Origin of the sequence: Paenibacillus glycanilyticus, from assembly GCF_023715145.1 — a bacterium.
In the GTDB taxonomy this organism is placed as follows: domain Bacteria; phylum Bacillota; class Bacilli; order Paenibacillales; family Paenibacillaceae; genus Pristimantibacillus; species Pristimantibacillus glycanilyticus_A.
Map to the genome: position 1 here is coordinate 704,261 of NZ_JAMBNP010000001.1, position 20,904 is coordinate 725,164.

Consider the following 20,904-nt stretch of genomic DNA (forward strand, 5'->3'; position numbering starts at 1 on the left):
ATCTGCGGACAGCCGATTTTTGTGTGTCATTATTTCTTTTTCGCTTCAGGAGGCAGTTTTCTGCGCCATACATGTGTTTGATCATAAGACAAGGAATCCTTCTTCACGAAGATTGCAACATAAGCGCTTACCGTACCCACGATGCCAAACAAGCCTAGAAGCCAAACGGCCATATAGGCATACTCCTCTGCCAAACGATACCGCCTCCTATACGATTTGCAAGTGCTTTCTATACTCGTATGAACGGCTGGTATCATTTATGCTGATTTTGTCACAAATCAGAATCATATTTCCTGTTCCCGATCATACTAAAAGGCGGACGACCATGCCTATATTTGCGAGGGAGAGTGATTTTCATGACTATCGATTTGAACAGTCAATATGATTGCGCGAATGCATCCTCTGATTTGCCGGACCTTATGGCTCAGCTTGACGCGGTAAGAAGCAGTTCTGTTTCCTCCGTTGAGCAGCAGGACGAAATCAACCGGCTGGAGAATCAGATCCGGTTCATCCAGAACAAATGCGATATTCCGCACAGCAATCACTAAACATCAGATTTCATTGGTCCATGCCACAGCGCATGGGCCTCCCCCCACCTCTAACCTGCCGCAAAAAAAACTTCAACTCCCATCAAACCGCTTCTTCATTTCCTTCGTTACCTCCTATAAGAGTCAATCATTCTTTGAGGAGGTTAATCATGACAACCAAACGATTAACAATGTTTATGTTTCTAGCTGTACTCTTAACCGGCCTATTAACATCGGTCATTGGCGCGTCCGCAGCCGAACCGCAGCCCGCTTCCGTAACGACGGATGCGGAGACTGCCGCCAAGCTGGGGCTTTTATTGGGGGATGGAAGCGGCGTAAATGATGCCTATTTGGCTAAGCAAACCACCCGAATGCAGGCGGCCATTATCTCCTTGCGCCTGAACGGCCATTTGAAGGAAGCGATGTCTTTTGCTCCCGCTGCCAATTTCAAAGACGCTTCCAAAGCCGGCAAATCAAACGAGCCTATCCTTGCTTATTTAATGAATCATCCTGAATTGGGATGGTCGGGAAATCCGGACCGCACCTTCCACCCCAATGATCCCATTAGCCCCCAACAGCTTTATAAGGTGCTGCTCGAAAATGCCGGCTTCCGTTCCGGATCCGACTTCGTTTATGCAGAGACCTTGACCTACGCCGCTTCCAAAGGAATGGCTTCCGTTGCCGCTGCCGCTCGTTTGACCAATGCCCATCTGGCAACAGCGCTCATTGAAGCCTTGAATGTTCGTACGCCGCAAGGAGAAGTGTTCTTTGCTGCACTCCAGAAGTTAGGCGTTATTTCGCAAATCGCCGTCCTCCCCCAAGGAAAAAGAATTCAACTGCGCAGCGATCAAAAGCTGGGTACTTATCTCGCAGATAACAATGGCATGACTCTTTACTATTTCACGAAGGATGCGGACAATATTAATGCTTGTCAGGGACAATGCCTGGTGAACTGGCCTGTTCTCGCATCCGGTGAACTGCAAATCCCGGCTTTCCTGAACAAGGCCGATTTCTCGACCCTAACCCGTGCTGACGGAACAAAGCAATGGACCTACAGAGGTTATCCGCTCTATACATTTATCCAAGATAAGAAGCCGGGCGATGTGCTTGGCCAGAATGTTCTCCAGGCATGGTTCGTTATTGATCCGTCCGTCTTCAAGGGAATAACAAGCGAAGTAAAATCCTATCAAATTGACATCAAACAGTTCTCGTTCGGGACGGAGCCATTAACCGTTGAAGCGGGGTCCAAGATTACCTTTACCAACTATGACGAGATGGAGCATAATGCGGTGGCCGTTGACGGCAGCTTTAAGGTACCTCTGCTGAAAACCGGGGAATCTTACGCCATTACGCTGGATAAGCCCGGAACCTACAGCTACTTTTGCGAGCTGCACAAGTCGTTTATGACGGGTACGATTATTGTGAAATGAGGGATGGGAGATGAAACGAAATACACATAAGATTCTGCTGACATTGCTCTCCGGGCTTCTGCTCGCAGTACTTCTGGCAGCATGCGGGAATTCGGCGGAAAATAAGCCATTGCCATCCCAGAATGCGGCGACTATTGAGCCAAGCCTGTATCCTTCAGCCTCCGCGCCAGGTGAAGAGCATATGGAGCATGAATCAGACATGCCAACGGCCACGCCGGAAGCAACGACGGAAGCAAAGCCGACAGCTGCCCCAACAACTAAACCGCAAGCTTCGGCCAAGCCTTCGCCAAAGCCTTCACCTTCACCGTCGCCATCAGCGTCCCATGATGATCATCATAGCGGGCGCCCGGATGACGATGATTCGAAAGCTACGCCAAGCGCAAGCAGTGAGGATTCTCCAAAAAGCACGCCGGCCGCTACGGCATCTGCCTCCGAGGGCGGAGGCAAGGAGTACGTGGTTGAAATTACGAATTTCGCCTTCTCCCCTGCCAAGCTGGAGATAAAAGCAGGCGACCGCGTCAAATTTATAAACAAAGACGAGATTAAACATAGCGCAACGGCTGACGACAGCTCCTTTGACACCGGTCTGCTTGCGCAGGATGAGAACAAAACCGTAACGTTTGACGATGCCGGCGAGTTTGCCTATCACTGCATGCCGCATCCGGGCATGCAAGCAACGATTACCGTATCTGACAAATAGAACGGATGAAGGGATAACCATACATGGTTATCCCTGTTTTTAGTAGAATGGATTTATATTAACTTCAATCGCGGAGGTCATCATCGTATGCGGGAGCTTACGGATCATCAATTGATGCTGCTCGTGCAGAGCAAGCAGAGCGAGGCGCTGTCGACTCTCTATGACCGCTACTCGTCTCTCGTTTATTCCTTTGCCTGGAAAACGCTAAAGGATGAGAATGTCGCAAAAGAAATCGTACAGGCCGTATTTATGCGATTATGGACGACCAAGTCGGTCTATGATCCCGAGCAAGGACGCTTCTCCAGCTGGCTGCTGACGATTACTCGCAATATTACAACCGACTGGCTGCGCAAAAGACGGAGAGACACCGCTCCTCTTGTCCAGGTCGAGCCCGAACAGCTGGCGCAGATTCCGGATCAAGTATCTGCCTCGCCGGAAGACGCGGCTCTAGTCAGCTCTACGAAGGAGCAGATCAGACGGGCATACAGCAAAATGTCCGCCCAGCAGATTCATTTGCTCGAGCACTTCTACTGGCAAGGCTACAGCATAAGCGAGCTTGCGGACATCTATAACCAGCCCATAGGAACGGTTAAGAATCGTCTGCATCAGACGTTAAAAATATTACGCAGGCATCTTGTAGCCGAAGGAGAGCAATCATGAAGCAGCAGCAAAATGTGACGGTTTGCCATTATGTTCTGGACTATATTTCCGGCGTTTGTTCCGATAAAGAGAAAAAAGCCTTCGAACGGCATCTTCCCGCCTGCCCGGCCTGCCAATCCGAGCTGGAAGAGCTGCGGCTCGTATGGGACTCCCTTCCTTCCGACATGGATCTGATCGAACCGCCGGCGGATTTGAAGCAGCGGGTGATGAATGCCGCGCTTGCCTCCCCTCAGCCTATTGCCAAGCGTCCCGTCCGCAAGCTGGCATGGGGAGCTATTGCGGCGGCTGTACTCGCCGTCTTTATCGCTGGAACAATGTGGAATATTAATCTCTATAACAGCCGCAGCAGTCAGGCAGTCATTCCGATTGAACAGGCTTTGTCCGTGTCTGCCTCTCAAATCAATCAGTTCATTTCCTTAAAGCCCGTGTCAGAGGACGTTGCTTCTTCCTATGCCGTCGCCTGCATAGTCGATAACGGAAGCAACAAACAATTTGTCGTGTATGTATTCGGCGCTCCCGTCTCAACCGGTGATACCGTCTACCAGGTATGGCTGAACCATTCCGGGCAGAAAGACAGCGCGGGTACTTTCCGTGTGGATGAGAAAGGGATTGGCGTTTTGGCTATGCCGATAGCCGATCAAACGCTGGCCTTTGATTCCATCGGCATCACAATCGAGCCCGACGAACACGGGGACCAGCCCCGTGGAACCAAGGTTTACAGCTCCATCTCCTAAAAATAACAAAACCGCCATTCATGCCGGTAAGCAGGAATGGCGGTTTTGACTGCGTTACGCCGGGTATCGGTCGCCCCTGGTCGCAGGCTCCGAGATAACGAGGAACTGGACGTCCTTATCCGACTTGTTAAACATTTGATGCGGCGTATGCGGGGCAACATGAATCCCCTCATGGGCTTCCAGCTCAAAGCTCTCCCCGTCGATCTCGATCGTAGCCGTCCCCTCAAGAACGAAGAAAAATTGCTGGGACTGTTCATGGTAATGCCGCGTTTCGGCCGTATGCGGCGGCATTTTCTCGTGGATGATGCTCAAATCCTGCTGCTTCAACAGATGCCATCCGTCGCACCGATCTCCCCATATGTAATGCTCCGCGTTGCTTTTGCTCATCTTCATCCTGTCTGCTCCTTGCTGTTATTAAGACGTATGATTTTGTTCAATATCGTAGCAGATTGGGCTTGCGAAATGAAGGTAATCATCCCCAGCTCCATATCCATAGTGTGGCAAAAAAGTTGCTTCGATTGTGTTGACATTCATTTTGGATGCTGATATATTAATATTCATCACTCACACGATCTGTTAGCTCAGCTGGGAGAGCACTATCTTGACAGGGTAGGGGTCAGTGGTTCGAGCCCACTACAGATCATACGAATGGAAAACCCGCAAAGCCTTGAGCTTTGCGGGTTTTCTTTATTGCTGCAGCTGCTCATAAGCAGCGTTGCGGGCTATTGGGACAGTACGAGATTTTTATACTTGGGATATTCTTTCGTAATAATACCCATTCCTTTATGCGTAGCGTCAAATCCTTTGCCCGATGCATCTAAGTATTTTTTGAATGCCGTATTCGATCTGCTGCTGTAAAAGCTTTCGAGGTAAGATAAAGCATCTTGATAGTGCTCAATAGCATCGTAGAAGTAATTCAATTTCTACTAGCTTAGCTAGTAGAAATTCCGTGCGATTTTAATTCTTGGGCCACGCTGTTTAAATAATCAACCTCGTCATTATAAAGTTGACTGTACGTATCCAGAGAATCATACGCTCTATCTAATTGCGTTGTGTCGTTATACGTGTCTATTCCGTCATACGCCAGGCTTAGATTAATCTGGGAAACGTTATATAACCACTCTCCCAGATCCGAAAGTTCTTTATAAAAGTCGGCCATAATAAAGTACGCTTTCAGCTGGTCCGTGTCGGCGTTGCCTTCAGAACTTATAACAGGCTTTTTGACTTCTACCGTATTCCTCTCAGCGTCCCACTCCCTTTATTTCGAAATATACTCTCTCTGGAACATTTTACCTTCAAGCTTGTACCAGTGTATATAACAAATAAGAGACTCTGTCCTGTTTACGGCGAAAGCCTTGAATAATCAAGGCTTTTTTTTGATTCTATCATTAACGGTTGATATATTGAATCTTGGATACCGGGATATAGACCGCGCCATCTGGACTTATGAATTTGGCATTGCCTTCAAAAAATCCAGCCCATATGGCATTGGATAAAACGATGGTCACTGCGTTTACTTCCGTCACCTGCACGCCAATCGGCAGTGATTCCAGAATCTCGTACAGACTTGCCTCTTGCTGCTTCATCTTCCCCATCTCCCTTCACTAGACATGATGCCAACACCGCTATCAATTGGATTAACGAACCGTAACTCCTCTGATATTATTTAAGGGAATATACACGGTATCCTGATCAACCGGTGAAATAATCGTCGCAAGCTCATCCGCAAAGCCCGACCAAGTCCCCTCCAGGGACGTATAGTCCAGATGCACGATAATGCCTTGACCAATGGAGAGAGTACTTAGAATCGCATACACGCTCTTCACGCCATAGCTTTTTCCAATCATATGAGTCACCACCTTGTTTGTCTTCGTATTGCAAGCCCGTTAACGTTTAATAAAACGAATCTTCGACAATGGGATGTAAACGGCCAGACCCGCCGCATTAACGAATTTGGCATTCCCTTCGAAAAATCCGGCCCATATCGCATCGGTTAGAACGGTATTCCCCGTGCTTACGGTAGTCAGCTGATCCCCTAGCGGAATCGAATCCAAAATGCTGTATATCGAGCAGCTCATCGTTTCATCTCCTTTCAGATAATTAATCAGAATGGCATTAGCGGACCGTTACCGATTGGATTTTATCCAACGTTACGTATACGGCTTTATTGTTAGCCGACGAAATTAACGTTGCGTTGCCTGCAATAAATCCCGACCAGGTCCCTTCTACCAAAGCATTCTCCAGTACTAAAGCGATCGGTTGACCAATGGGCAACGTGCTTAATATGGCGTATGCCGCACCCTCGTCTCCACAGCTTTTGTTTGACATGTCACTCACCGCCTTATCCACTTTAATGATGAATATATTGAATCCTTGTTACCGGAATATAGACCGGAACTCCCCCGTCAATAAACTTCGCGTTGCCTTCGTAAAAGCCAGCCCATATGGCGTCGAACAAAAACGTGGTTCCTGCACTTACAACCGTCAGCTGTTCACCAATCGGCAAGCTTTTTAAATACTCATAAATTGCAGGTCTTCTGTCTGTCATGTCGTCATCTCCTCTCCACAATAACGCTTAATTAAGGTACATATACGGCAGTAATCTGGTTTAACGGGATATATTCGGTTTTGTTATCGAATGCTGCAATAACCGTTGCGTTGCCGTCCGTAAAGCCCGCCCACGTCCCGTCATGAACGGAACCCGCCACGTGTACCGTAATCGCTGTACCAATAGGCAAAGTACTTAGAAGCGCATATACACTCCTTGTGCCATACGTTTTATTTCCGCAGCTATGATCTGACATGTAAGCCCACCACCTCGACCAATAAAATTTGTACAGTGTATGAACCGGGACAAGATTTGCTTGTACAATTAGCATCCAAATCTATGAAAGAGGCTGCCGCCCGCGTATTTTCTTCCTCTAATGGCACAAACTAAGCTGTCTTGCAAAACCATCTAAGGAGTGGGTAAAATGCGTGAAGGTTTGATTCCTGCCGTTCTTGGAACTGTTGTGTCGGCCTCTGGTGCATCACTGCTAAGAAAAAGCAAATATAAGCTTGTGGGTACCGGTGTTCTCGGTTTTGGCCTTGCCCATATGGTGCTTGGCGCCATTGATTTGATTGAACACCGATAATTTTGCAGGACAAGAGGGGAGGGAGCCCTAGGCTCCCTCCCCTTTCCGCTTGCGAATTTTAACTTCGCCTAACATTCTTGACCCATTGCAACACTGTTTCTCTAGACCCACACGACCTTCATCATATATGATAAGGGTCGTTGTTTTTTTAACAGGGTTTAGGAAATTGATGGGGGTTTGCAGGGTGAGCGATTCTAAAATGACGGATGTTAAAATCTCGGATGCCAAGACGGCCTCGAATGTCTTTGCGATTTGGATCAGCTTATTCAGCAATCTGATTCTTACGGGCATTAAATTAATTGTAGGTTTCCTGTTCAAGAGCCAGGTATTGATTGCGGACGGTGTACATAACGCCGGCGACGTGATTGCGACAATGGCGGCATTAGGCGCCGCTAAGGTTGCTCAGAAGCCTGCGGATGAGGACCATCCGTACGGTCATGGCAAAAGCGAGCTGATCGGCTCGGCCATGGTCGCCATTATTATGGTGATTGCGGCTTTATTTATCGCGTATCATTCCTTTGAATCCTTCTTCCATCCCGCTGGCGAAGCCAGTATGGTGGCCTTTGCCGCTGCCGTTGTCTCCTTGTTCTGGAAGCTGTGGCTCTATATTTATTGCATGCGCGTGAGCAAGGAAACAACCAGCAAAAGCCTCGAAGCAACCGCCTATGATCATTTGGCCGACGTCTATGCTTCGATTGCTGCTTGCATAGGTATTGGCGCGGCTATTATCGGCGAGAGAAATGATATTTCGTTCCTCAGCTACGGCGATGCGGCTGCGGGAATTGTTGTCGCTTATTTCGTATTGAAGCTGGCTTATCATATGGGGAAGGAAGCCGTAGACGTATTAATGGAGAAGGCGGTATCCGCGGAGAAGCTGCAGGATTACGAACGCCTTGTCTTCTCCATACCGGAAGTGAAACGAATTGACCGGATCCGCGCCAGGGAATTTGGCCAATATGTCATGATTGATGTCCGCGTCGGCGTTCCGGGCGAGCTTAGTATTCAGGAAGGGCATGATGTATCCCGAAAAATCAAACAAATTATTATCGAGCATCATTCCGACGTGGAGGAGGTTCTTATTCACTTGAATCCCTGGTACAAAGATGCTCAATCGTAATCACTTAAAAGACCTGCAAGGGTCTTTTTTTGATTCCAAAAAATAGAATTTAACAATCAGCATACGCGAGGTGATCCTTCTGCCCGGCCAACCGTTCGTGAGCGTCGTTATTCTTGCGTACAACCACTCAGAGATAACGAAACGTTGTATAGACAGTCTTCTCTTACATACGCCGTTAGAAAGCAATGAGCTGATCCTCGTCAACAATGGCTCCTCCGACGGCACGCAGGCTTACTTCGATTCCATCCCCGGCGCGAGAGCCATTCATCTTCCGCAAAATATCGGCCCGGTCAACGGGTTTAATGTCGGGATGGATAACGCGCGGGGCAAGTACATCGCCTTAATCAGCAATGATATGATTCTGACCGCGGGCTGGCTTCCGAATTTGATCACTTGCATCGAATCCGATTCCAGAATCGGTTTTGTCTCGCCGGGAGCCAATTATGTCAGCAACTTTCAGCAGATCAATCTTCCCTTCCAGACGCTTGAGGAAATGCAGCTGCAGGCAAAAGCCTACAACGTTTCGGATCCGGGCAAATGGGAGGAGCGAATCCGTCTCATGCCGGTTATCCTCTTCTCCCTGACCGAAAGGCTGCGGGAGATAGGGGGCTATGACTCCCGCTTCTACTATGGAGAGTTTGGCGATGACGATATCAGCTACCGTTACCGCAGGGCCGGCTACAAGCTGATCTATGCGGGCGATACGTTTATTTTTCACCATGGCTCGGTTACGACCGGCATCGATCAGCAGCAGAACAACTCGCTACAGGTAAGCAGACAAATTTTCTTCCGTAAATACGGCATTGATTCATGGGCGGAAGGCCTGCCGAATATGCAGCTTGTTGAAGCCTTGCAGAGCCGATGGATGCCTAAGGCCTCCGTCTCCCTTCTTGCCATTAACTGCTGTATCGGCGCAACCCCGCTGGCTTTCAAAACCTTTCTCAAACAACGGGGAGCTGAAGAGGTGCGGCTTACAAGCCTGGCCAGCGAGGAGAAATATATGACTGATCTTCGAACAGTCTCTGACCGGACCCTCTATTACGAAACAATGTCAGATATCGAGCTGCTGCTAGCAGGCGAGCAATTTGATTATATTTTATTCGAGCATGGGTACCCCGAATTCATCCGCTCCGGCAACAGCATAATGAATTATCTGCTGCCATCGGGGCATCTCATTACCTAACCGAAGCTGTACGATTCCTGCCATGGGGAGGTTGCCCGCGTGAAAGCTGTTATCCTAGCCGGAGGACTCGGAAGCCGCTTGTCGGAAGAAACGATATCCAGACCGAAGCCAATGGTCGAAATCGGCGGCAAGCCGATTTTATGGCATATCATGAAGATTTACTCGCATTACGGCATTCACGACTTTATCATCGCTGCCGGCTACAAATCTTACGTCATCAAAGAATATTTTATGAACTACTACCTGCATCAGTCGGATGTGCACTTCGATCTGTCTGACAACCGGGTCACCTTGATGAATTCCAAAGCCGAGCCTTGGAAAATAACCGTTGTGGATACCGGCGATCATGTCATGACGGGCGGCAGGCTGAAACGTCTTGCTCCTTATATCGGAGAGGAACCCTTCTGCTTCACCTATGGGGATGGCGTTGGCGACATCCCGATCGCCGAGCTGATTGCCCTTCACCGCAAAAGCGGCAAGCTGGCGACCGTAACCGCCGTGAACCCCGGGATGCGATACGGGATTCTTGAGATTGGGGAGCAGCAAGCCGTATCCTTCAAGGAAAAGCCGCATAACGATAAACATTGGATTAACGGCGGTTTCTTCGTCCTCGAACCGAAGGTGATCGAGTTAATTCGAGGCGATGACACCATTTGGGAGCATGGCCCGCTGGAATCGCTTGCTTCCTTCGGGGAGCTGTCCGTCTTCCAGCATCACGGCTTCTGGCATTCCATGGATACCCTCCGGGACAAAAACGATCTGAGTGAGCTGTGGAACAAAGGAAATGCACCTTGGAAGGTGTGGAAATGATGGATCGATTCTGGACAGGTAAGAAGGTGTTCGTTACCGGTCATACCGGCTTTAAAGGAAGCTGGCTCTGCGCCGTGTTGAAGCATCGCGGGGCGGAAGTGACCGGCTACTCCCTGCCCGCTTCTACAACGCCAAATTTGTCGGAATGCCTGTCGCTCGATATGACAACCGTGACTGGCGATATTACGAGCCCGGCGGCAATAGCGGAGGCCTTGTCCGTGCATAAGCCGGATATCGTCTTCCATCTTGCCGCGCAAGCGCTCGTCCGCGACAGCTATCGCGACCCGCTGGGGACGTTTTTCACCAATGCGTACGGCACGGCAGCCTTGCTGGATGCTGCCCGCAACTCCCCGTCAGTGAAGGCGATCATTAATATTACGACGGATAAAGTCTACGAGAATAAGGAATCGTCCAAAGGCTACGCGGAAGACGACCCGTTAGGCGGTTACGATGCCTACAGTGCCAGCAAAGCCTGCTCGGAGATTATTACGGCCAGCTATCGGGATTCCTTTCTTAAGCCGCTGTCCAAACGTATTGCGACAGCACGGGCAGGCAATGTCATTGGCGGAGGAGATTGGTCGGCGGAACGAATCGTACCGGATCTTATTCGGAGCATCACCTCCGGTCAGCAGCCGGTTCTCCGGAACCCGAATGCCATTCGTCCCTGGCAGCATGTGCTTGAGCCCCTCTACGGCTATATCCTGCTGGCCGAGAAGCTGTGGGAGAATGAGCAATTCAGCGGAGCCTGGAATTTCGGGCAGACCGTGAATCAAGGCGTTACCGTCGGCGAATTAGCAGCACGGCTTATCCGGGAATGGGGTGATCTCCCGCAGTTTGCCTACGATAAAGGCGAGCAGCCCCATGAGACCCAAACCCTGCTGCTTAATTCCGATAAAGCCGTCCGGCTGCTTGGCTGGAGCTCCAGGCTGAGCTTTGACGAGACCCTGTCATGGACAAGAGACTGGTACCGCGCTTTCTATGGCGGCGATGATATGCGAGCCTTTACCTTTGCGCAAATCAAACAATATGAGCAATTGGAGGTGAATCGCCTTGGCTAATGCCGTTTGCCGCTCCTGCAGCTATCCTCTCCGGCATCTGTTCGTTGATCTTCGGACTTCTCCTCTCTCCAATAACTTCCTCCGGCCGGAGCAGTTGAACCAAGGCACCCCCTATTATCCGCTTCGTGTTTTTGTATGCGAGTCCTGTCTGCTCGTCCAGCTGGAGCAATTTGAATCGCCTCAGGAAATCTTTGAAGAATATGCTTATTTCAGCTCTTATTCCTCCAGCTGGCTCGCCCATGCCAAGCATTACGTCGATACGATCATTCCGCGCCTGTCCCTTGGCCGTTCTTCCTCTGTTGTGGAGATCGCGAGCAATGACGGGTATCTCTTGCAGTATTTCTCCCCCTATCAGATTCCGGTTCTCGGTATTGAACCCGCAAGAAATGTGGCAAAGCAGGCAGAGGCAAAAGGCGTGCCCACCGTATCGGAGTTTTTCACATTGGCATTCGCCAAACAGCTCGCCCAGGAGCGGGGAAAAGCCGATCTGATTATTGGCAACAATGTGCTTGCCCATGTTCCGGAGCTGCAGGATTTCGCCGCAGGCCTTAAGGAGCTGCTATCCCCCGCCGGAACCCTTACACTTGAATTCCCACATTTGCTGCGTTTGATGAAAGAAAATCAGTTCGATACGATTTATCACGAGCATTTCTCTTATTTATCGCTATTAAGCGTCACTCATCTATTTACGAGGTATGGCTTAACGGTCTATGACGTGGAAGAATGGCCGACGCATGGCGGTTCGCTGCGCGTATTCGTGAGGCATGCCGAGCATGCGGACCTCGCGGCAACGCCTCAAGTCGAGAGGATTATTAATGATGAGATCGGGTATGGCCTTCAGGATGTGACAACGTACTCCCGCTTCCCCGGGCAGGTGAAGACCATTAAGGAACAGGTATACAGCTTCCTGTTTCAGGCTTCCCGAGAGAACAAACGGGTCGTTGCTTACGGCGCGCCGGCGAAAGGCAATACCCTGCTTAATTACTTAGGCGTAGGTACCGATTATATCGACTACGCCGTGGATCGAAATCCTTACAAGCAGGGCTTATTTATGCCCGGCAGCCGGATTCCGGTCTACTCTCCTTCCAGAATTCAAGAGACCAAGCCGGATTACATCTTGATCCTGCCCTGGAATTTAAAGGAGGAGATTGAGCAGGAGCTGCTTCATGCGCGAGAATGGGGTGCCAAGCTGGTCGTCTGTATTCCGAGGCTGGAAATTTATTGAGGAAGGATGAAGCCGCATGTTGTTTCACACTACATCTCTAGAAGGCGTTTATCTGATTGAACCGGAGCGATTAACTGATAACCGCGGATTTTTTGCCCGTGCCTTCTGCCGTAATCAATTCAAGGAACGCGGACTCGAGGAGAATTTCCAGCAGTGGAGCATCTCGAGCAATATCCATAAAGGAACGGTCAGGGGCATGCATTTCCAGAACCTTCCGTTTGCCGAATCCAAGATGATTCAATGCATTCAGGGCAGCGTCTATGACGTCGTCGTGGATATCCGGAAAGGCTCCAAAACCTATGAGCAGTGGGAAGCTTTCCGGTTAAGCGGAGATAATCACCATATGCTCTATATCCCTCCCGGATATGCTCACGGTTTTCAGACGCTGGAGCCTCATTCCACTTTGTATTATCATATGTCCGGCATTTATGATCCCGCCGTGCAAAATGGTGCCCGCTATGATGATCCCGCCTTTAAGATTGATTGGCCGTTCAAAGAAGATCCCGTCATAAGCGAACGCGACGCCCACCTCGCGCCTTGGAGAGATGAATATGCACTTGATCTCTGAATCGGCCGCTATTTCACCGTTGTGCGATCTCGAGACCTCCAGCCGCGGCAGCACGCTTACGATTGGCGAGCATTCCATGATTGATGCTTTTGTGAAGGTGAAGTTTGCCGGAGGCACCGGCGATATTCAGCTGGGGCAATATGTGAATGTTAACTCCGGGACGGTTATCTACTCCGGAAACGGCGTTCAAATAGGCGACAACGTGCTTATCGCAGCCAACTGCACGTTTGCTCCCGTTAATCACGCGTACGAGGATCGGAACCGGCTGATCCGGGAGCAGGGCTTCCTGCGAAGCAAAGGCGGCATCACGATCGAGGATGATGTATGGATCGGGGCGAACTGTGTCATTCTTGACGGCACCTATATTCGGAAAGGTGCTGTTATCGGAGCCAATTCGCTTGTACGCGGAACGCTTAAGGCTTACAGCATATATGCGGGAAACCCGATTCAGCTTAAGGGGGCCCGATTATGACCGGGACCGCGACCGGGACCGCGACCGGGACCGCGACTGTGATTGGCGCAAACGGATTTGTGGGCTCTTATCTGACTGCCAAGCTGCAAAAGCTTGGCTTTCATGTTTTTTGCCCGGATAAAGGAGATCTTTCTGTTTACTCCCGCCCTTTGGGCCATCTCTTCTATTGTGCCGGCATTACGGCGGATTTCCGTTCCCGCCCGTACGATGTGGTAGAGGCGCATACCGGTTATATCAGCCGTCTGCTTCGCAGCGCCGAATTCGATTCCCTGCTCTATCTGTCAACAACGAGACTGTATCATCGCGCGGCATCTACAAGCGAAGAAGCTCCGCTGACGGTCAATCCCAATCATCGGGAGGATATCTATGCCTTATCCAAGCTAATGGGAGAATCCGTATGCTTGTGTTCGGGACGCGCCAACGTCCGTGTCGCCCGGCTGTCCAATGTTGTTGGCGATGATTTTCGCTCCAGCAATTTCATTTACTCCGTCATGAATGACATAATAGCCAGGGGTTCCGTCATGCTGCAGTCTGCGCTTGATTCGGAGAAGGATTATATTCGGGTCGAGGATGTCGTGGAGGCGCTTATTCAAATCGCGTTAAGCGGGAATCATTTTATATATAACGTCGCAAGCGGAGTTAACCTTACCCATCAACAGCTGATTGATGCCTGGTCAGAAGTCCGGGAGTTTGAGCTTAAGCTCTCGCCCTCCGCCGTTCGCGTTGCCTTCGAACCTATTGACATCACGCGGATCCAGGAGGAGTTCGGCTTCCGGCCATCGCCTTGTCTGCCTGCCATACGGCAGCTATTTGTTGACCGAAATACTAAAGCTTAACAGATTTTCGCGGACTCTTCTCTTTACAGTGCAACAATACCAAAGGCTGCTTCGTTATTATAGTTGCTATAGCAAAATTCAATCAAGAGGAGAGTCGTTCATGAAAATAAAAGCAGTTCTACTATTGGCAGTATCCATGCTGCTTGTTTTTACCCTGGGACAAACTGTATTTGCTTTCAGCGATACAAGTAAAGATCCGAACAAATCCAAGATTGAGGCCCTTGAGAAGCAAGGCGTTATCAAAGGCGATAAGGGCAATAAATTTAATTCCAACGGCAAGCTGACATATGCAGCTGGCGTCTCGATGCTCGTAAAAGCCTTCCACCTGAACATTGACAACATCCGGTTCATCAAAGAGCCTAAAGTATCCGATTATTACCCGAACCTGAAAGACAATGCCTGGTACGCTGACGCGTTCATCATTGCGCAATACAACGGCCTTGAAGTACCTAAGAATGTAAAAGCTAATGATGAAATGACACGCGAGCAATTCGCTCATCATCTCTTCAAAGCGATTGTGAAGCAAGGCGATTTTGCCTTCATTGAGCTGTACATGACCATTAACGACGAGAAGAACGTGAACAAGGATTACATGGACAGCATCCAAAAGCTGCTTATCTCGAAAATCGCGACACTTGATAAGAAAAACAACTTCTATCCGAAGCAAAAAATTACACGCGGCGTTGCGGCAGGCTGGCTGTATGACGGCCTTGAATTCGTGAAAAATACACCTACAATTCCTGAGGTTCCTTCCGAGCCGGCTCCACAGCCGATTCAAGACCTTAAGCTGACTGTAACGTCGGTTAATAAAGACATCAACAAAGTAACGGTTACCGGTCAAGCGCCAAATCCGGGTTATGGCCTGCGCATTGCGGCAATCTCCTTCGTTGACGGTAAAGCGGTCATCAAGGTAGAGACGGTTCAACCCGATCCGAACAAAATGTATCCGCAAGTCATTACAGAAGTTAGCGCCTCTACCTATGTAGATGCAGCCTTGAAACCCGTGCTGGCTCCCACAGAAGCTACTGCATCTGGAGACGCGGCAGTTAGCAGCCCAGCTTTGGCAAGCTAATCACGCTTGACGAAAAGCCTCCCGGCCATTTACGAATGGCCGGGAGGCTTTTTTACATGCTATTCTTCCTCGGGCTGCTCCGGCAGACACCAATCAATCTCCGAACTGCCGAGGCTGCGCAAATGCTCGTTCACTCTCGAGAAGGGACGGCTGCCGAAAAATCCTCTGCGCGCCGCCAGAGGGCTTGGATGCGCCGACGAAATAACGGGATGCTTATCCGTATTTATAAAGGCCGCTTTATCTTGGGCATGCTTCCCCCACAGAATAAATACAACCGGTTTCTCCCGCTCGTTGAGCAGCCGGATAATCCGGTCGGTGAACTGTTCCCAGCCAAGCTTCTGATGCGAGTTAGGCTGACCCTCTTCCACCGTGAGAACGGTGTTGAGCAGCAGTACACCCTGCTTCGCCCATGTGAGCAATGAGCCGTGCCGGGGAATGGAGCAGCCGATATCCTCCTGCAGCTCCTTATAAATATTTCTTAGAGACGGCGGAATCGCGATCCCTTTCTGCACGGAAAAGCTAAGCCCGTGCGCTTGCCCTGGACCATGATACGGGTCCTGGCCAATAATGACGACCCTAGCCTGCTCATAAGAGGTCTGTTGAAGAGCGTTAAAGATATGCTCTACCTTCGGATACACGGTCTTTGTCGCATAAAAATCCTCAAGCTGCCCGGCCATCTGTTTGAAATAAGGCTCGTCCATCTCGGGACGCAGCAGCTCTGCCCAATCGTTATTCAGCTGAAAATCCATCTGTCGTTCTCCCTTATTTTCTCCCGAAGTCCGCGCGTATTTCTCCCCATTCTTCCGTATTCCATTTGACGACTTTATTCGAATACGTGTTGCTGCGCAGCCAATCCAGCGCCCAATCGGCCAGCTCCCAGATTTGCTTCGTTGAAGCGTCTCTTACCAGGCTCGATGCGATCTTCTTATTCCGCAGCCAGCTTAATGCCGTCCGCGAATCGCTGTAGACCGTCTGCGCGCTTCCCTTTTTCTTCAGATAGTCCAGCGCGTGAACAACGGCAATAAACTCGCCCAGATTGTTAGTACCGTTCGGAATGGGACCCACGTAGAACAGGATATCCCCGGTTTGAGTATCCACCCCTTTATATTCCACCGGCCCTGGATTGCCCCGTGTGCCAACGTCAACGGAGATGCTGTCATAATCAATCTCCTGCTCTTCCGCCGCCGCTGGTACCGATTTGGAGGCGTAGGATGAAGCTTTGCTTCGGACCGGAGACGAGGATGCTGAGGCTGTCGTTTTCCCTTGGCCCCAATGCTTCTTCCAGCCTTCCTTATAAGCAGCCTCCGCTTTGTCCTTGGATTCAAAGGATTTATATTTCGCTTCCGGATACCCGTTCACCTGTGCCTGGCACTCCGGCCAGCTCTTGTACACGCCCGGCTGCTTGCCTACCCAGACGACATAATGTTTGCTACCTGCCATCCATGAACCACCTTTACATTCAACATTGTCTTCCTATTGTAATGGATTAAAGGACAATCATCCATACCGGATATTCCACGTAAAAACCCCTTTCGCCTGGCCGCGAGACCAAACGAAAGGGGTTTATCTTATAAATCCTATGTAGTTCAAGAAAAATGGTGCCGAGGACGGGAATCGAACCCGTACGGTGGTCACCCACCGCAGGATTTTAAGTCCTGTGCGTCTGCCAGTTCCGCCACCCCGGCATTTTGTGTTGATGCTTCAAATGGTGGGCCCTGAGGGACTCGAACCCACGACCAATCGGTTATGAGCCGACCGCTCTAACCAACTGAGCTAAGGGCCCTCGTAAAACGCCACAATCACGTTTCAAACGAGTGGTTGGTTGCGGGGGCAGGATTTGAACCTGCGGCCTTCGGGTTATGAGCCCGACGAGCTACCGAGCTGCTCCACCCCGCGATATCCATTTGTGTAAGTCATCAAATTGAAATGGCGACATCAATTAATATACTACACACCCATATGCACAGTCAAGCATTTATTTCTCTTTCGAGGAAAAAATATGTACGGCTCTTATTTTGGCATATCGTTGTTCCCTCTCCGTCATATGCTTACATAAGAAAGCGTACGCCATAACGGCCTTTTCTCGAGCGGAAAACCTCGATTTCCTGCGGGCATTCATACCCGTAGACCCACCAGTCGTTCTCCATTCTCCTTACAAGACACCCAGCCTGAAATTTGGTTTCGTATAACCGTACCCAATATATCCATCTCATAACGGATCCCTCCTCGGGATATATATTGCCCAAATTCGGTGAAATCAAGCAAATTGGGTATAATCAAATTAATAAGCCGATTTTTAATTCGCAAGTGAAATATAAGCACGGGATAGGGAAAACTTATACTTTCTTAGAATGGAATAAAGGAGCTGATGAGTATGCTTTATGGAATTGCAGTTTTTCCTTCGCAGGCTGTACAGGACTTCGCAAACAGCTGGCGTATTCGACATGATCCGCATTACTCGATCATTCCGCCGCATCTGACGGTCCGGGATAAAGAAGAGCTCTCGGACATTCAATTGCCGGCCATAACCGAGCATCTGGAAGCTGTTGCTTCACAAACCAAGCCTTTTCAAATCCGGTTCAACCGCGTATCTTCCTTCTATCCCGCAAGTCACGTGCTGTATTTGGCACTGGAGGATCCGGCACCGATGATCCGGCTCCATGAAGCGGTATGCAAAGGGCCGCTCCACGAGCCGGCACCAAACTTTGTCTATACGCCTCATGTGACCATCGGGCAAAATATGCCGCCTGACGAGCTCCATGATCTGTACGGCAATCTTCGCATGTCTGCCGTTAACCTGACTTCGACGATTGATCAGCTTCATCTGCTGCGCAAGACGGCCAGCGGAGTGTGGCATGTTGATAAATCCTTTCCGCTTATATGAAAAGAAGCCCGGCAGGATAACCTGCCGGGCTTCTTTCGTATTGCTTCGGACTTTAGTTGGATTAACCTACCGGAACTGCTTCCACGGAAGCGGCGCCATCAAGCGGTTTTACGATTGGTCCGCCGCCTTCACCAACGCCTCCATTCGGATTCGTTTTCAGCTTCTCCAGAACGGCATTGCCTTTGGTCTCCCATTCCTGGAGCGCTTCCTTCGCCGACAAATCGCCTTTTATTACTTTCTGGAAGAGTTCATAGCCAGCGGACTGCGCTTCCCAAATACCCGGTTTCTCGCGCGCAAGCTTCTCTGTGTCCGTTGATTGCGGAGGAATAGGCTTCAGCGTAGTGAACGCATTAATGTTGTAATTCATGCCGTTCCTAGGCTTCAGGAATTCTTTACGAGCTACCAGCTCATACGTGCTGCGCGATTTCAGCTCCGCCCATTCTTCGCTGTTGGTGAATTGAACGAAATCCCAAGCATCGTCAGGATTTTGCGCTTTCGAATTAATACCCATCAGCTGGCTGAAGTAGATGTTGCCTCCAATGCCGGGCTTGGAAGTCTGCGTTGGCATAGTTACAACATCCCAATCAAACGGCGTAAAGTTTTTGATCTTGGAAGCATTGTTCATGGTGTTGCTCAGTTCGTTGACATAGCCGTATTCTGCGATAGTCATAGCAACTTTGCCGTTCATGAACATGTCGCCGCCGACTGGGTTGTAGCCTGTGTCACCGCCAGCAGCAACCTTTTGCTGCCATGCCCCCATATCTTCCTGGCTAGGCGAGATTTTTTGCTTATACAGATCCGCTACGGTGTTCCAAGCCGATTCCCATTGCTCATTGTTTACGAGCATTTTCTCGCCTTTGTCATCCCACATCTTCAGCTGCAACGGAGCGCTGAAGGTTTGAACATCGCTGAATCCGTCGCCAGCCCAGCGGTTAATGGAGAGGCCGTATTTGCGGTCCGTGCCTTCACCGGAGGCTACCAGCTTCGCCGTGTTAATCACGTCATCCCAAGTCATGCCGTCTTTCGGAATGTCAACGCCTGCATCGGCGAACATTTTCTTGTTGTAATACAGGGCAGACGCGCTGAAGGTAGGCGTCAGAGCATAGATATTGCCGCTGTCATCTGCCGATTTGATGCCGTCAATTACCGTCGGCACATAGTCGGTCAGATCGAATTTGCTCTTTTGGATAAGCGGATCAAGCTGCTGCAGCATATTGTCCTGGATCAGGCGGCGCAGCATGCTGTAATCGAGAATAACAACGTCAACCGGATTGTCGCCGGTAAGCATTTCTTTCATTTTCTCGAACGGATCCGGTTGCTTCGTCACGCCGTCAGGCCCTGGCGTATCAAATCTTGAATCGTTATAATCAATCGCGCTGACGATTTCGAAATCGATATTCTTGTGCATCATCTCATACGTATCGGTATATTGCTGGCGGACATAAGACTCGTTATCCGCTCCCCCGTACAATACGCCAAGACGCAATACATGCTTCTCTGCCGTGCTCTCGGAGCCCTTGCTGCATGCTGCGAGAAGGGAAGTACTCATAATTAGCGATAACGATAAAAAAGTAACTTTAGACGCCCATTTCCTCTTCATTCGGTTCTAACCCCCCAGTGATTTCGGCGGTGTAATAATAATCCGCTCGCCGTCAAATTCCATTGATGCCTTGTCTTTAATGTTTAGTGCGCTCAAGTATTCTTTTGGTACCTGCAGTCGGCCAACACGATCCACGACAACATAAGCCTCATGGACGGCTTGAAGTCCCTTCTCCTCCTGCTGCTCCTCACCTCCACCGGGAATCATATTCGGATTGCGTTTCAGAAATTCCGTGCTCGTTAATCCATCGCGAATTGCAACGACACGGTCAACCTTGCCGGCAAGCGTAAGATCGTGGGTAACAATAACGATCGTTACGCCAAGCTCCTTATTGAGCTTTCGGAAAATCCCCATAATCAGATCCGAGGTTGCTGTATCTACGGAGCCGGTAGGCTCATCGGCAAGCAGGAGCTTCGGACGGTTGCACAGCGAGATGGCAATAGCTACGCGCTGCTGCTCGCCGCCGGAGAGCTGATGCAGCTTGTTATGCATCCGCTCCTTCAGGCCAACCCATTCGAGCAGCTGCTTCGCGTAGGCCCGGTCGACCTTGCCGGACAGCATCATCGGCATCTCGACATTCTCCAAAGCCGTCAGATACGGCAGCAGGTTGCGGGCGTTGTTCTGCCAGATGAAGCCAACGGTTTCGCGCTTGTATTTCACCAAGTCGTCCTCGGAAATTTTCAGCAGATCCCATGGGCCGACATGGACGGAGCCGGCGGAGGGACGGTCCAGCCCGCCTAATATATTAAGCAGGGTGGACTTCCCGCTTCCGCTGTTGCCGATGATCGCCATCAGCTCTCCGTCTTCTACCTTAAGGTTCAAGCCTTGCAGAGCGACGACCTCGAGATCGTCGCTTTTGTATATCTTGACGAGTCCTTCGCAAGTAATCATGTT

General features: G+C 50.0%; 29 protein-coding genes and 4 tRNA genes. 17 read left to right on the top strand and 16 right to left on the bottom strand.

Annotated features, from left to right (window positions below; all coding sequences use genetic code 11):
• Nucleotides 1–29: 29 nt before the first annotated feature.
• Nucleotides 30–194, bottom strand: coding sequence for a hypothetical protein (locus M3194_RS03225; protein WP_251651578.1), 165 nt, complete (start codon nucleotides 192–194; stop codon nucleotides 30–32).
• 162 nt (nucleotides 195–356) lie between these two features.
• On the opposite strand from M3194_RS03225, the gene M3194_RS03230 reads away from it, so the two are divergent.
• From M3194_RS03230 to M3194_RS03250, 5 genes are all read left to right on the top strand, one after another.
• Nucleotides 357–548: a DUF2524 domain-containing protein gene (locus tag M3194_RS03230; protein ID WP_251651579.1), complete on the top strand. Its 192-nt coding sequence runs from the start codon at nucleotides 357–359 to the stop codon at nucleotides 546–548.
• 149 nt (nucleotides 549–697) lie between these two features.
• Nucleotides 698–1,957 carry a plastocyanin/azurin family copper-binding protein gene (locus M3194_RS03235; protein ID WP_251651580.1) on the top strand — a complete coding sequence of 420 codons (1,260 nt, stop codon included), beginning with the start codon at nucleotides 698–700 and terminating at the stop codon, nucleotides 1,955–1,957.
• A gap of 10 nt (nucleotides 1,958–1,967) precedes the next feature.
• On the top strand, nucleotides 1,968–2,657 hold the full coding sequence (locus M3194_RS03240) for a cupredoxin domain-containing protein (protein WP_251651581.1): 690 nt from the start codon (nucleotides 1,968–1,970) through the stop codon (nucleotides 2,655–2,657).
• 87 nt (nucleotides 2,658–2,744) lie between these two features.
• Nucleotides 2,745–3,317, top strand: coding sequence for an RNA polymerase sigma factor (locus M3194_RS03245; protein ID WP_251651582.1), 573 nt, complete (start codon nucleotides 2,745–2,747; stop codon nucleotides 3,315–3,317).
• Complete coding sequence (locus M3194_RS03250; RefSeq protein ID WP_251651583.1) at nucleotides 3,314–4,051, top strand: anti-sigma factor; 738 nt, start codon at nucleotides 3,314–3,316, stop codon at nucleotides 4,049–4,051. The genes M3194_RS03245 and M3194_RS03250 overlap by 4 nt, the downstream gene beginning before the upstream one ends.
• A 54-nt stretch (nucleotides 4,052–4,105) precedes the next feature.
• Here the strand turns inward: M3194_RS03250 and M3194_RS03255 are convergent, their stop codons facing one another.
• Nucleotides 4,106–4,444, bottom strand: a complete 339-nt coding sequence (locus M3194_RS03255; protein WP_251651584.1) for a cupin domain-containing protein — start codon at nucleotides 4,442–4,444, stop codon at nucleotides 4,106–4,108.
• A 177-nt stretch (nucleotides 4,445–4,621) separates the two neighbouring features.
• On the opposite strand from M3194_RS03255, the gene M3194_RS03260 reads away from it, so the two are divergent.
• Nucleotides 4,622–4,694: transfer RNA gene (locus tag M3194_RS03260), tRNA-Val, on the top strand.
• 745 nt (nucleotides 4,695–5,439) lie between these two features.
• Here M3194_RS03260 and M3194_RS03265 read toward each other — a convergent pair.
• From M3194_RS03265 to M3194_RS03290, 6 genes are read right to left on the bottom strand one after another with little or no spacing between them, the layout of a single operon-like run.
• Nucleotides 5,440–5,637, bottom strand: coding sequence for a hypothetical protein (locus tag M3194_RS03265; protein WP_251651585.1), 198 nt, complete (start codon nucleotides 5,635–5,637; stop codon nucleotides 5,440–5,442).
• 51 nt (nucleotides 5,638–5,688) lie between these two features.
• On the bottom strand, nucleotides 5,689–5,898 hold the full coding sequence (locus M3194_RS03270; RefSeq protein WP_251651586.1) for a hypothetical protein: 210 nt from the start codon (nucleotides 5,896–5,898) through the stop codon (nucleotides 5,689–5,691).
• Between the two features lie 39 nt (nucleotides 5,899–5,937).
• Nucleotides 5,938–6,129 carry a hypothetical protein gene (locus M3194_RS03275; RefSeq protein WP_251651588.1) on the bottom strand — a complete coding sequence of 64 codons (192 nt, stop codon included), beginning with the start codon at nucleotides 6,127–6,129 and terminating at the stop codon, nucleotides 5,938–5,940.
• 37 nt (nucleotides 6,130–6,166) lie between these two features.
• Nucleotides 6,167–6,379: a hypothetical protein gene (locus tag M3194_RS03280; protein ID WP_251651589.1), complete on the bottom strand. Its 213-nt coding sequence runs from the start codon at nucleotides 6,377–6,379 to the stop codon at nucleotides 6,167–6,169.
• A gap of 22 nt (nucleotides 6,380–6,401) precedes the next feature.
• The gene (locus M3194_RS03285; protein ID WP_251651590.1) at nucleotides 6,402–6,599 is read right to left on the bottom strand and encodes a hypothetical protein; all 198 of its coding nucleotides are present in this window, start codon (nucleotides 6,597–6,599) and stop codon (nucleotides 6,402–6,404) included.
• Between the two features lie 31 nt (nucleotides 6,600–6,630).
• Nucleotides 6,631–6,855 (bottom strand): hypothetical protein, encoded by a 225-nt coding sequence (locus M3194_RS03290; protein WP_251651591.1) that lies wholly within the window; start codon nucleotides 6,853–6,855, stop codon nucleotides 6,631–6,633.
• 168 nt (nucleotides 6,856–7,023) lie between these two features.
• Between M3194_RS03290 and M3194_RS03295 the strand changes: the two genes are divergently transcribed.
• The 10 genes from M3194_RS03295 (at nucleotide 7,024) to M3194_RS03340 (ending at nucleotide 15,526) form a co-directional block, all read left to right on the top strand.
• Nucleotides 7,024–7,185 carry a hypothetical protein gene (locus tag M3194_RS03295; protein WP_015845409.1) on the top strand — a complete coding sequence of 54 codons (162 nt, stop codon included), beginning with the start codon at nucleotides 7,024–7,026 and terminating at the stop codon, nucleotides 7,183–7,185.
• A gap of 199 nt (nucleotides 7,186–7,384) precedes the next feature.
• Nucleotides 7,385–8,302 carry a cation diffusion facilitator family transporter gene (locus tag M3194_RS03300; RefSeq protein ID WP_251652116.1) on the top strand — a complete coding sequence of 306 codons (918 nt, stop codon included), beginning with the start codon at nucleotides 7,385–7,387 and terminating at the stop codon, nucleotides 8,300–8,302.
• A 70-nt stretch (nucleotides 8,303–8,372) separates the two neighbouring features.
• A complete protein-coding gene (locus M3194_RS03305) occupies nucleotides 8,373–9,485 on the top strand; it encodes a glycosyltransferase family 2 protein (protein WP_251651592.1) in 1,113 nt (370 codons plus the stop codon).
• Between the two features lie 39 nt (nucleotides 9,486–9,524).
• On the top strand, nucleotides 9,525–10,295 hold the full coding sequence (rfbF, locus tag M3194_RS03310) for a glucose-1-phosphate cytidylyltransferase (RefSeq protein ID WP_251651593.1): 771 nt from the start codon (nucleotides 9,525–9,527) through the stop codon (nucleotides 10,293–10,295).
• Complete coding sequence (gene rfbG / locus M3194_RS03315; RefSeq protein WP_251651594.1) at nucleotides 10,292–11,353, top strand: CDP-glucose 4,6-dehydratase; 1,062 nt, start codon at nucleotides 10,292–10,294, stop codon at nucleotides 11,351–11,353. Before rfbF ends, rfbG begins: the two co-directional genes overlap by 4 nt.
• A complete protein-coding gene (locus M3194_RS03320; protein ID WP_251651595.1) occupies nucleotides 11,346–12,578 on the top strand; it encodes a class I SAM-dependent methyltransferase in 1,233 nt (410 codons plus the stop codon). Before rfbG ends, M3194_RS03320 begins: the two co-directional genes overlap by 8 nt.
• Nucleotides 12,579–12,594: 16 nt before the next feature.
• Nucleotides 12,595–13,146 carry a dTDP-4-dehydrorhamnose 3,5-epimerase gene (gene rfbC / locus M3194_RS03325; protein ID WP_251651596.1) on the top strand — a complete coding sequence of 184 codons (552 nt, stop codon included), beginning with the start codon at nucleotides 12,595–12,597 and terminating at the stop codon, nucleotides 13,144–13,146.
• Entirely contained in the window at nucleotides 13,130–13,618 is a 489-nt protein-coding gene (locus tag M3194_RS03330) for an acyltransferase (protein WP_251651597.1), read from the top strand. Before rfbC ends, M3194_RS03330 begins: the two co-directional genes overlap by 17 nt.
• Nucleotides 13,615–14,454: an NAD-dependent epimerase/dehydratase family protein gene (locus tag M3194_RS03335; protein ID WP_251651598.1), complete on the top strand. Its 840-nt coding sequence runs from the start codon at nucleotides 13,615–13,617 to the stop codon at nucleotides 14,452–14,454. Before M3194_RS03330 ends, M3194_RS03335 begins: the two co-directional genes overlap by 4 nt.
• Before the next feature lie 100 nt (nucleotides 14,455–14,554).
• Entirely contained in the window at nucleotides 14,555–15,526 is a 972-nt protein-coding gene (locus tag M3194_RS03340) for an S-layer homology domain-containing protein (protein ID WP_251651599.1), read from the top strand.
• A gap of 59 nt (nucleotides 15,527–15,585) precedes the next feature.
• Here M3194_RS03340 and M3194_RS03345 read toward each other — a convergent pair whose 3' ends face one another.
• The 6 genes from M3194_RS03345 to M3194_RS03370 form a co-directional block, all read right to left on the bottom strand.
• On the bottom strand, nucleotides 15,586–16,275 hold the full coding sequence (locus M3194_RS03345) for a uracil-DNA glycosylase (protein WP_251651600.1): 690 nt from the start codon (nucleotides 16,273–16,275) through the stop codon (nucleotides 15,586–15,588).
• A 13-nt stretch (nucleotides 16,276–16,288) separates the two neighbouring features.
• A complete protein-coding gene (rnhA, locus tag M3194_RS03350; RefSeq protein WP_251651601.1) occupies nucleotides 16,289–16,966 on the bottom strand; it encodes a ribonuclease H in 678 nt (225 codons plus the stop codon).
• A 156-nt stretch (nucleotides 16,967–17,122) separates the two neighbouring features.
• Nucleotides 17,123–17,211, bottom strand: a tRNA-Leu gene (locus M3194_RS03355).
• Between the two features lie 21 nt (nucleotides 17,212–17,232).
• Nucleotides 17,233–17,309: transfer RNA gene (locus M3194_RS03360), tRNA-Ile, on the bottom strand.
• A 36-nt stretch (nucleotides 17,310–17,345) separates the two neighbouring features.
• Nucleotides 17,346–17,422: transfer RNA gene (locus tag M3194_RS03365), tRNA-Met, on the bottom strand.
• 152 nt (nucleotides 17,423–17,574) lie between these two features.
• Nucleotides 17,575–17,739: a hypothetical protein gene (locus tag M3194_RS03370; protein ID WP_251651602.1), complete on the bottom strand. Its 165-nt coding sequence runs from the start codon at nucleotides 17,737–17,739 to the stop codon at nucleotides 17,575–17,577.
• A 161-nt stretch (nucleotides 17,740–17,900) separates the two neighbouring features.
• Here M3194_RS03370 and M3194_RS03375 point away from each other — a divergent pair, with 161 nt between their 5' ends.
• Nucleotides 17,901–18,410 (top strand): 2'-5' RNA ligase family protein, encoded by a 510-nt coding sequence (locus M3194_RS03375; protein ID WP_251651603.1) that lies wholly within the window; start codon nucleotides 17,901–17,903, stop codon nucleotides 18,408–18,410.
• A gap of 61 nt (nucleotides 18,411–18,471) precedes the next feature.
• On the opposite strand, the gene M3194_RS03380 is transcribed toward M3194_RS03375, so the two are convergent.
• On the bottom strand, nucleotides 18,472–20,010 hold the full coding sequence (locus M3194_RS03380; RefSeq protein ID WP_251651604.1) for an extracellular solute-binding protein: 1,539 nt from the start codon (nucleotides 20,008–20,010) through the stop codon (nucleotides 18,472–18,474).
• Nucleotides 20,011–20,016: 6 nt separating this feature from the next.
• Nucleotides 20,017–20,901 (bottom strand): ABC transporter ATP-binding protein, encoded by an 885-nt coding sequence (locus tag M3194_RS03385; protein WP_251651605.1) that lies wholly within the window; start codon nucleotides 20,899–20,901, stop codon nucleotides 20,017–20,019.
• Nucleotides 20,902–20,904: the final 3 nt, after the last annotated feature.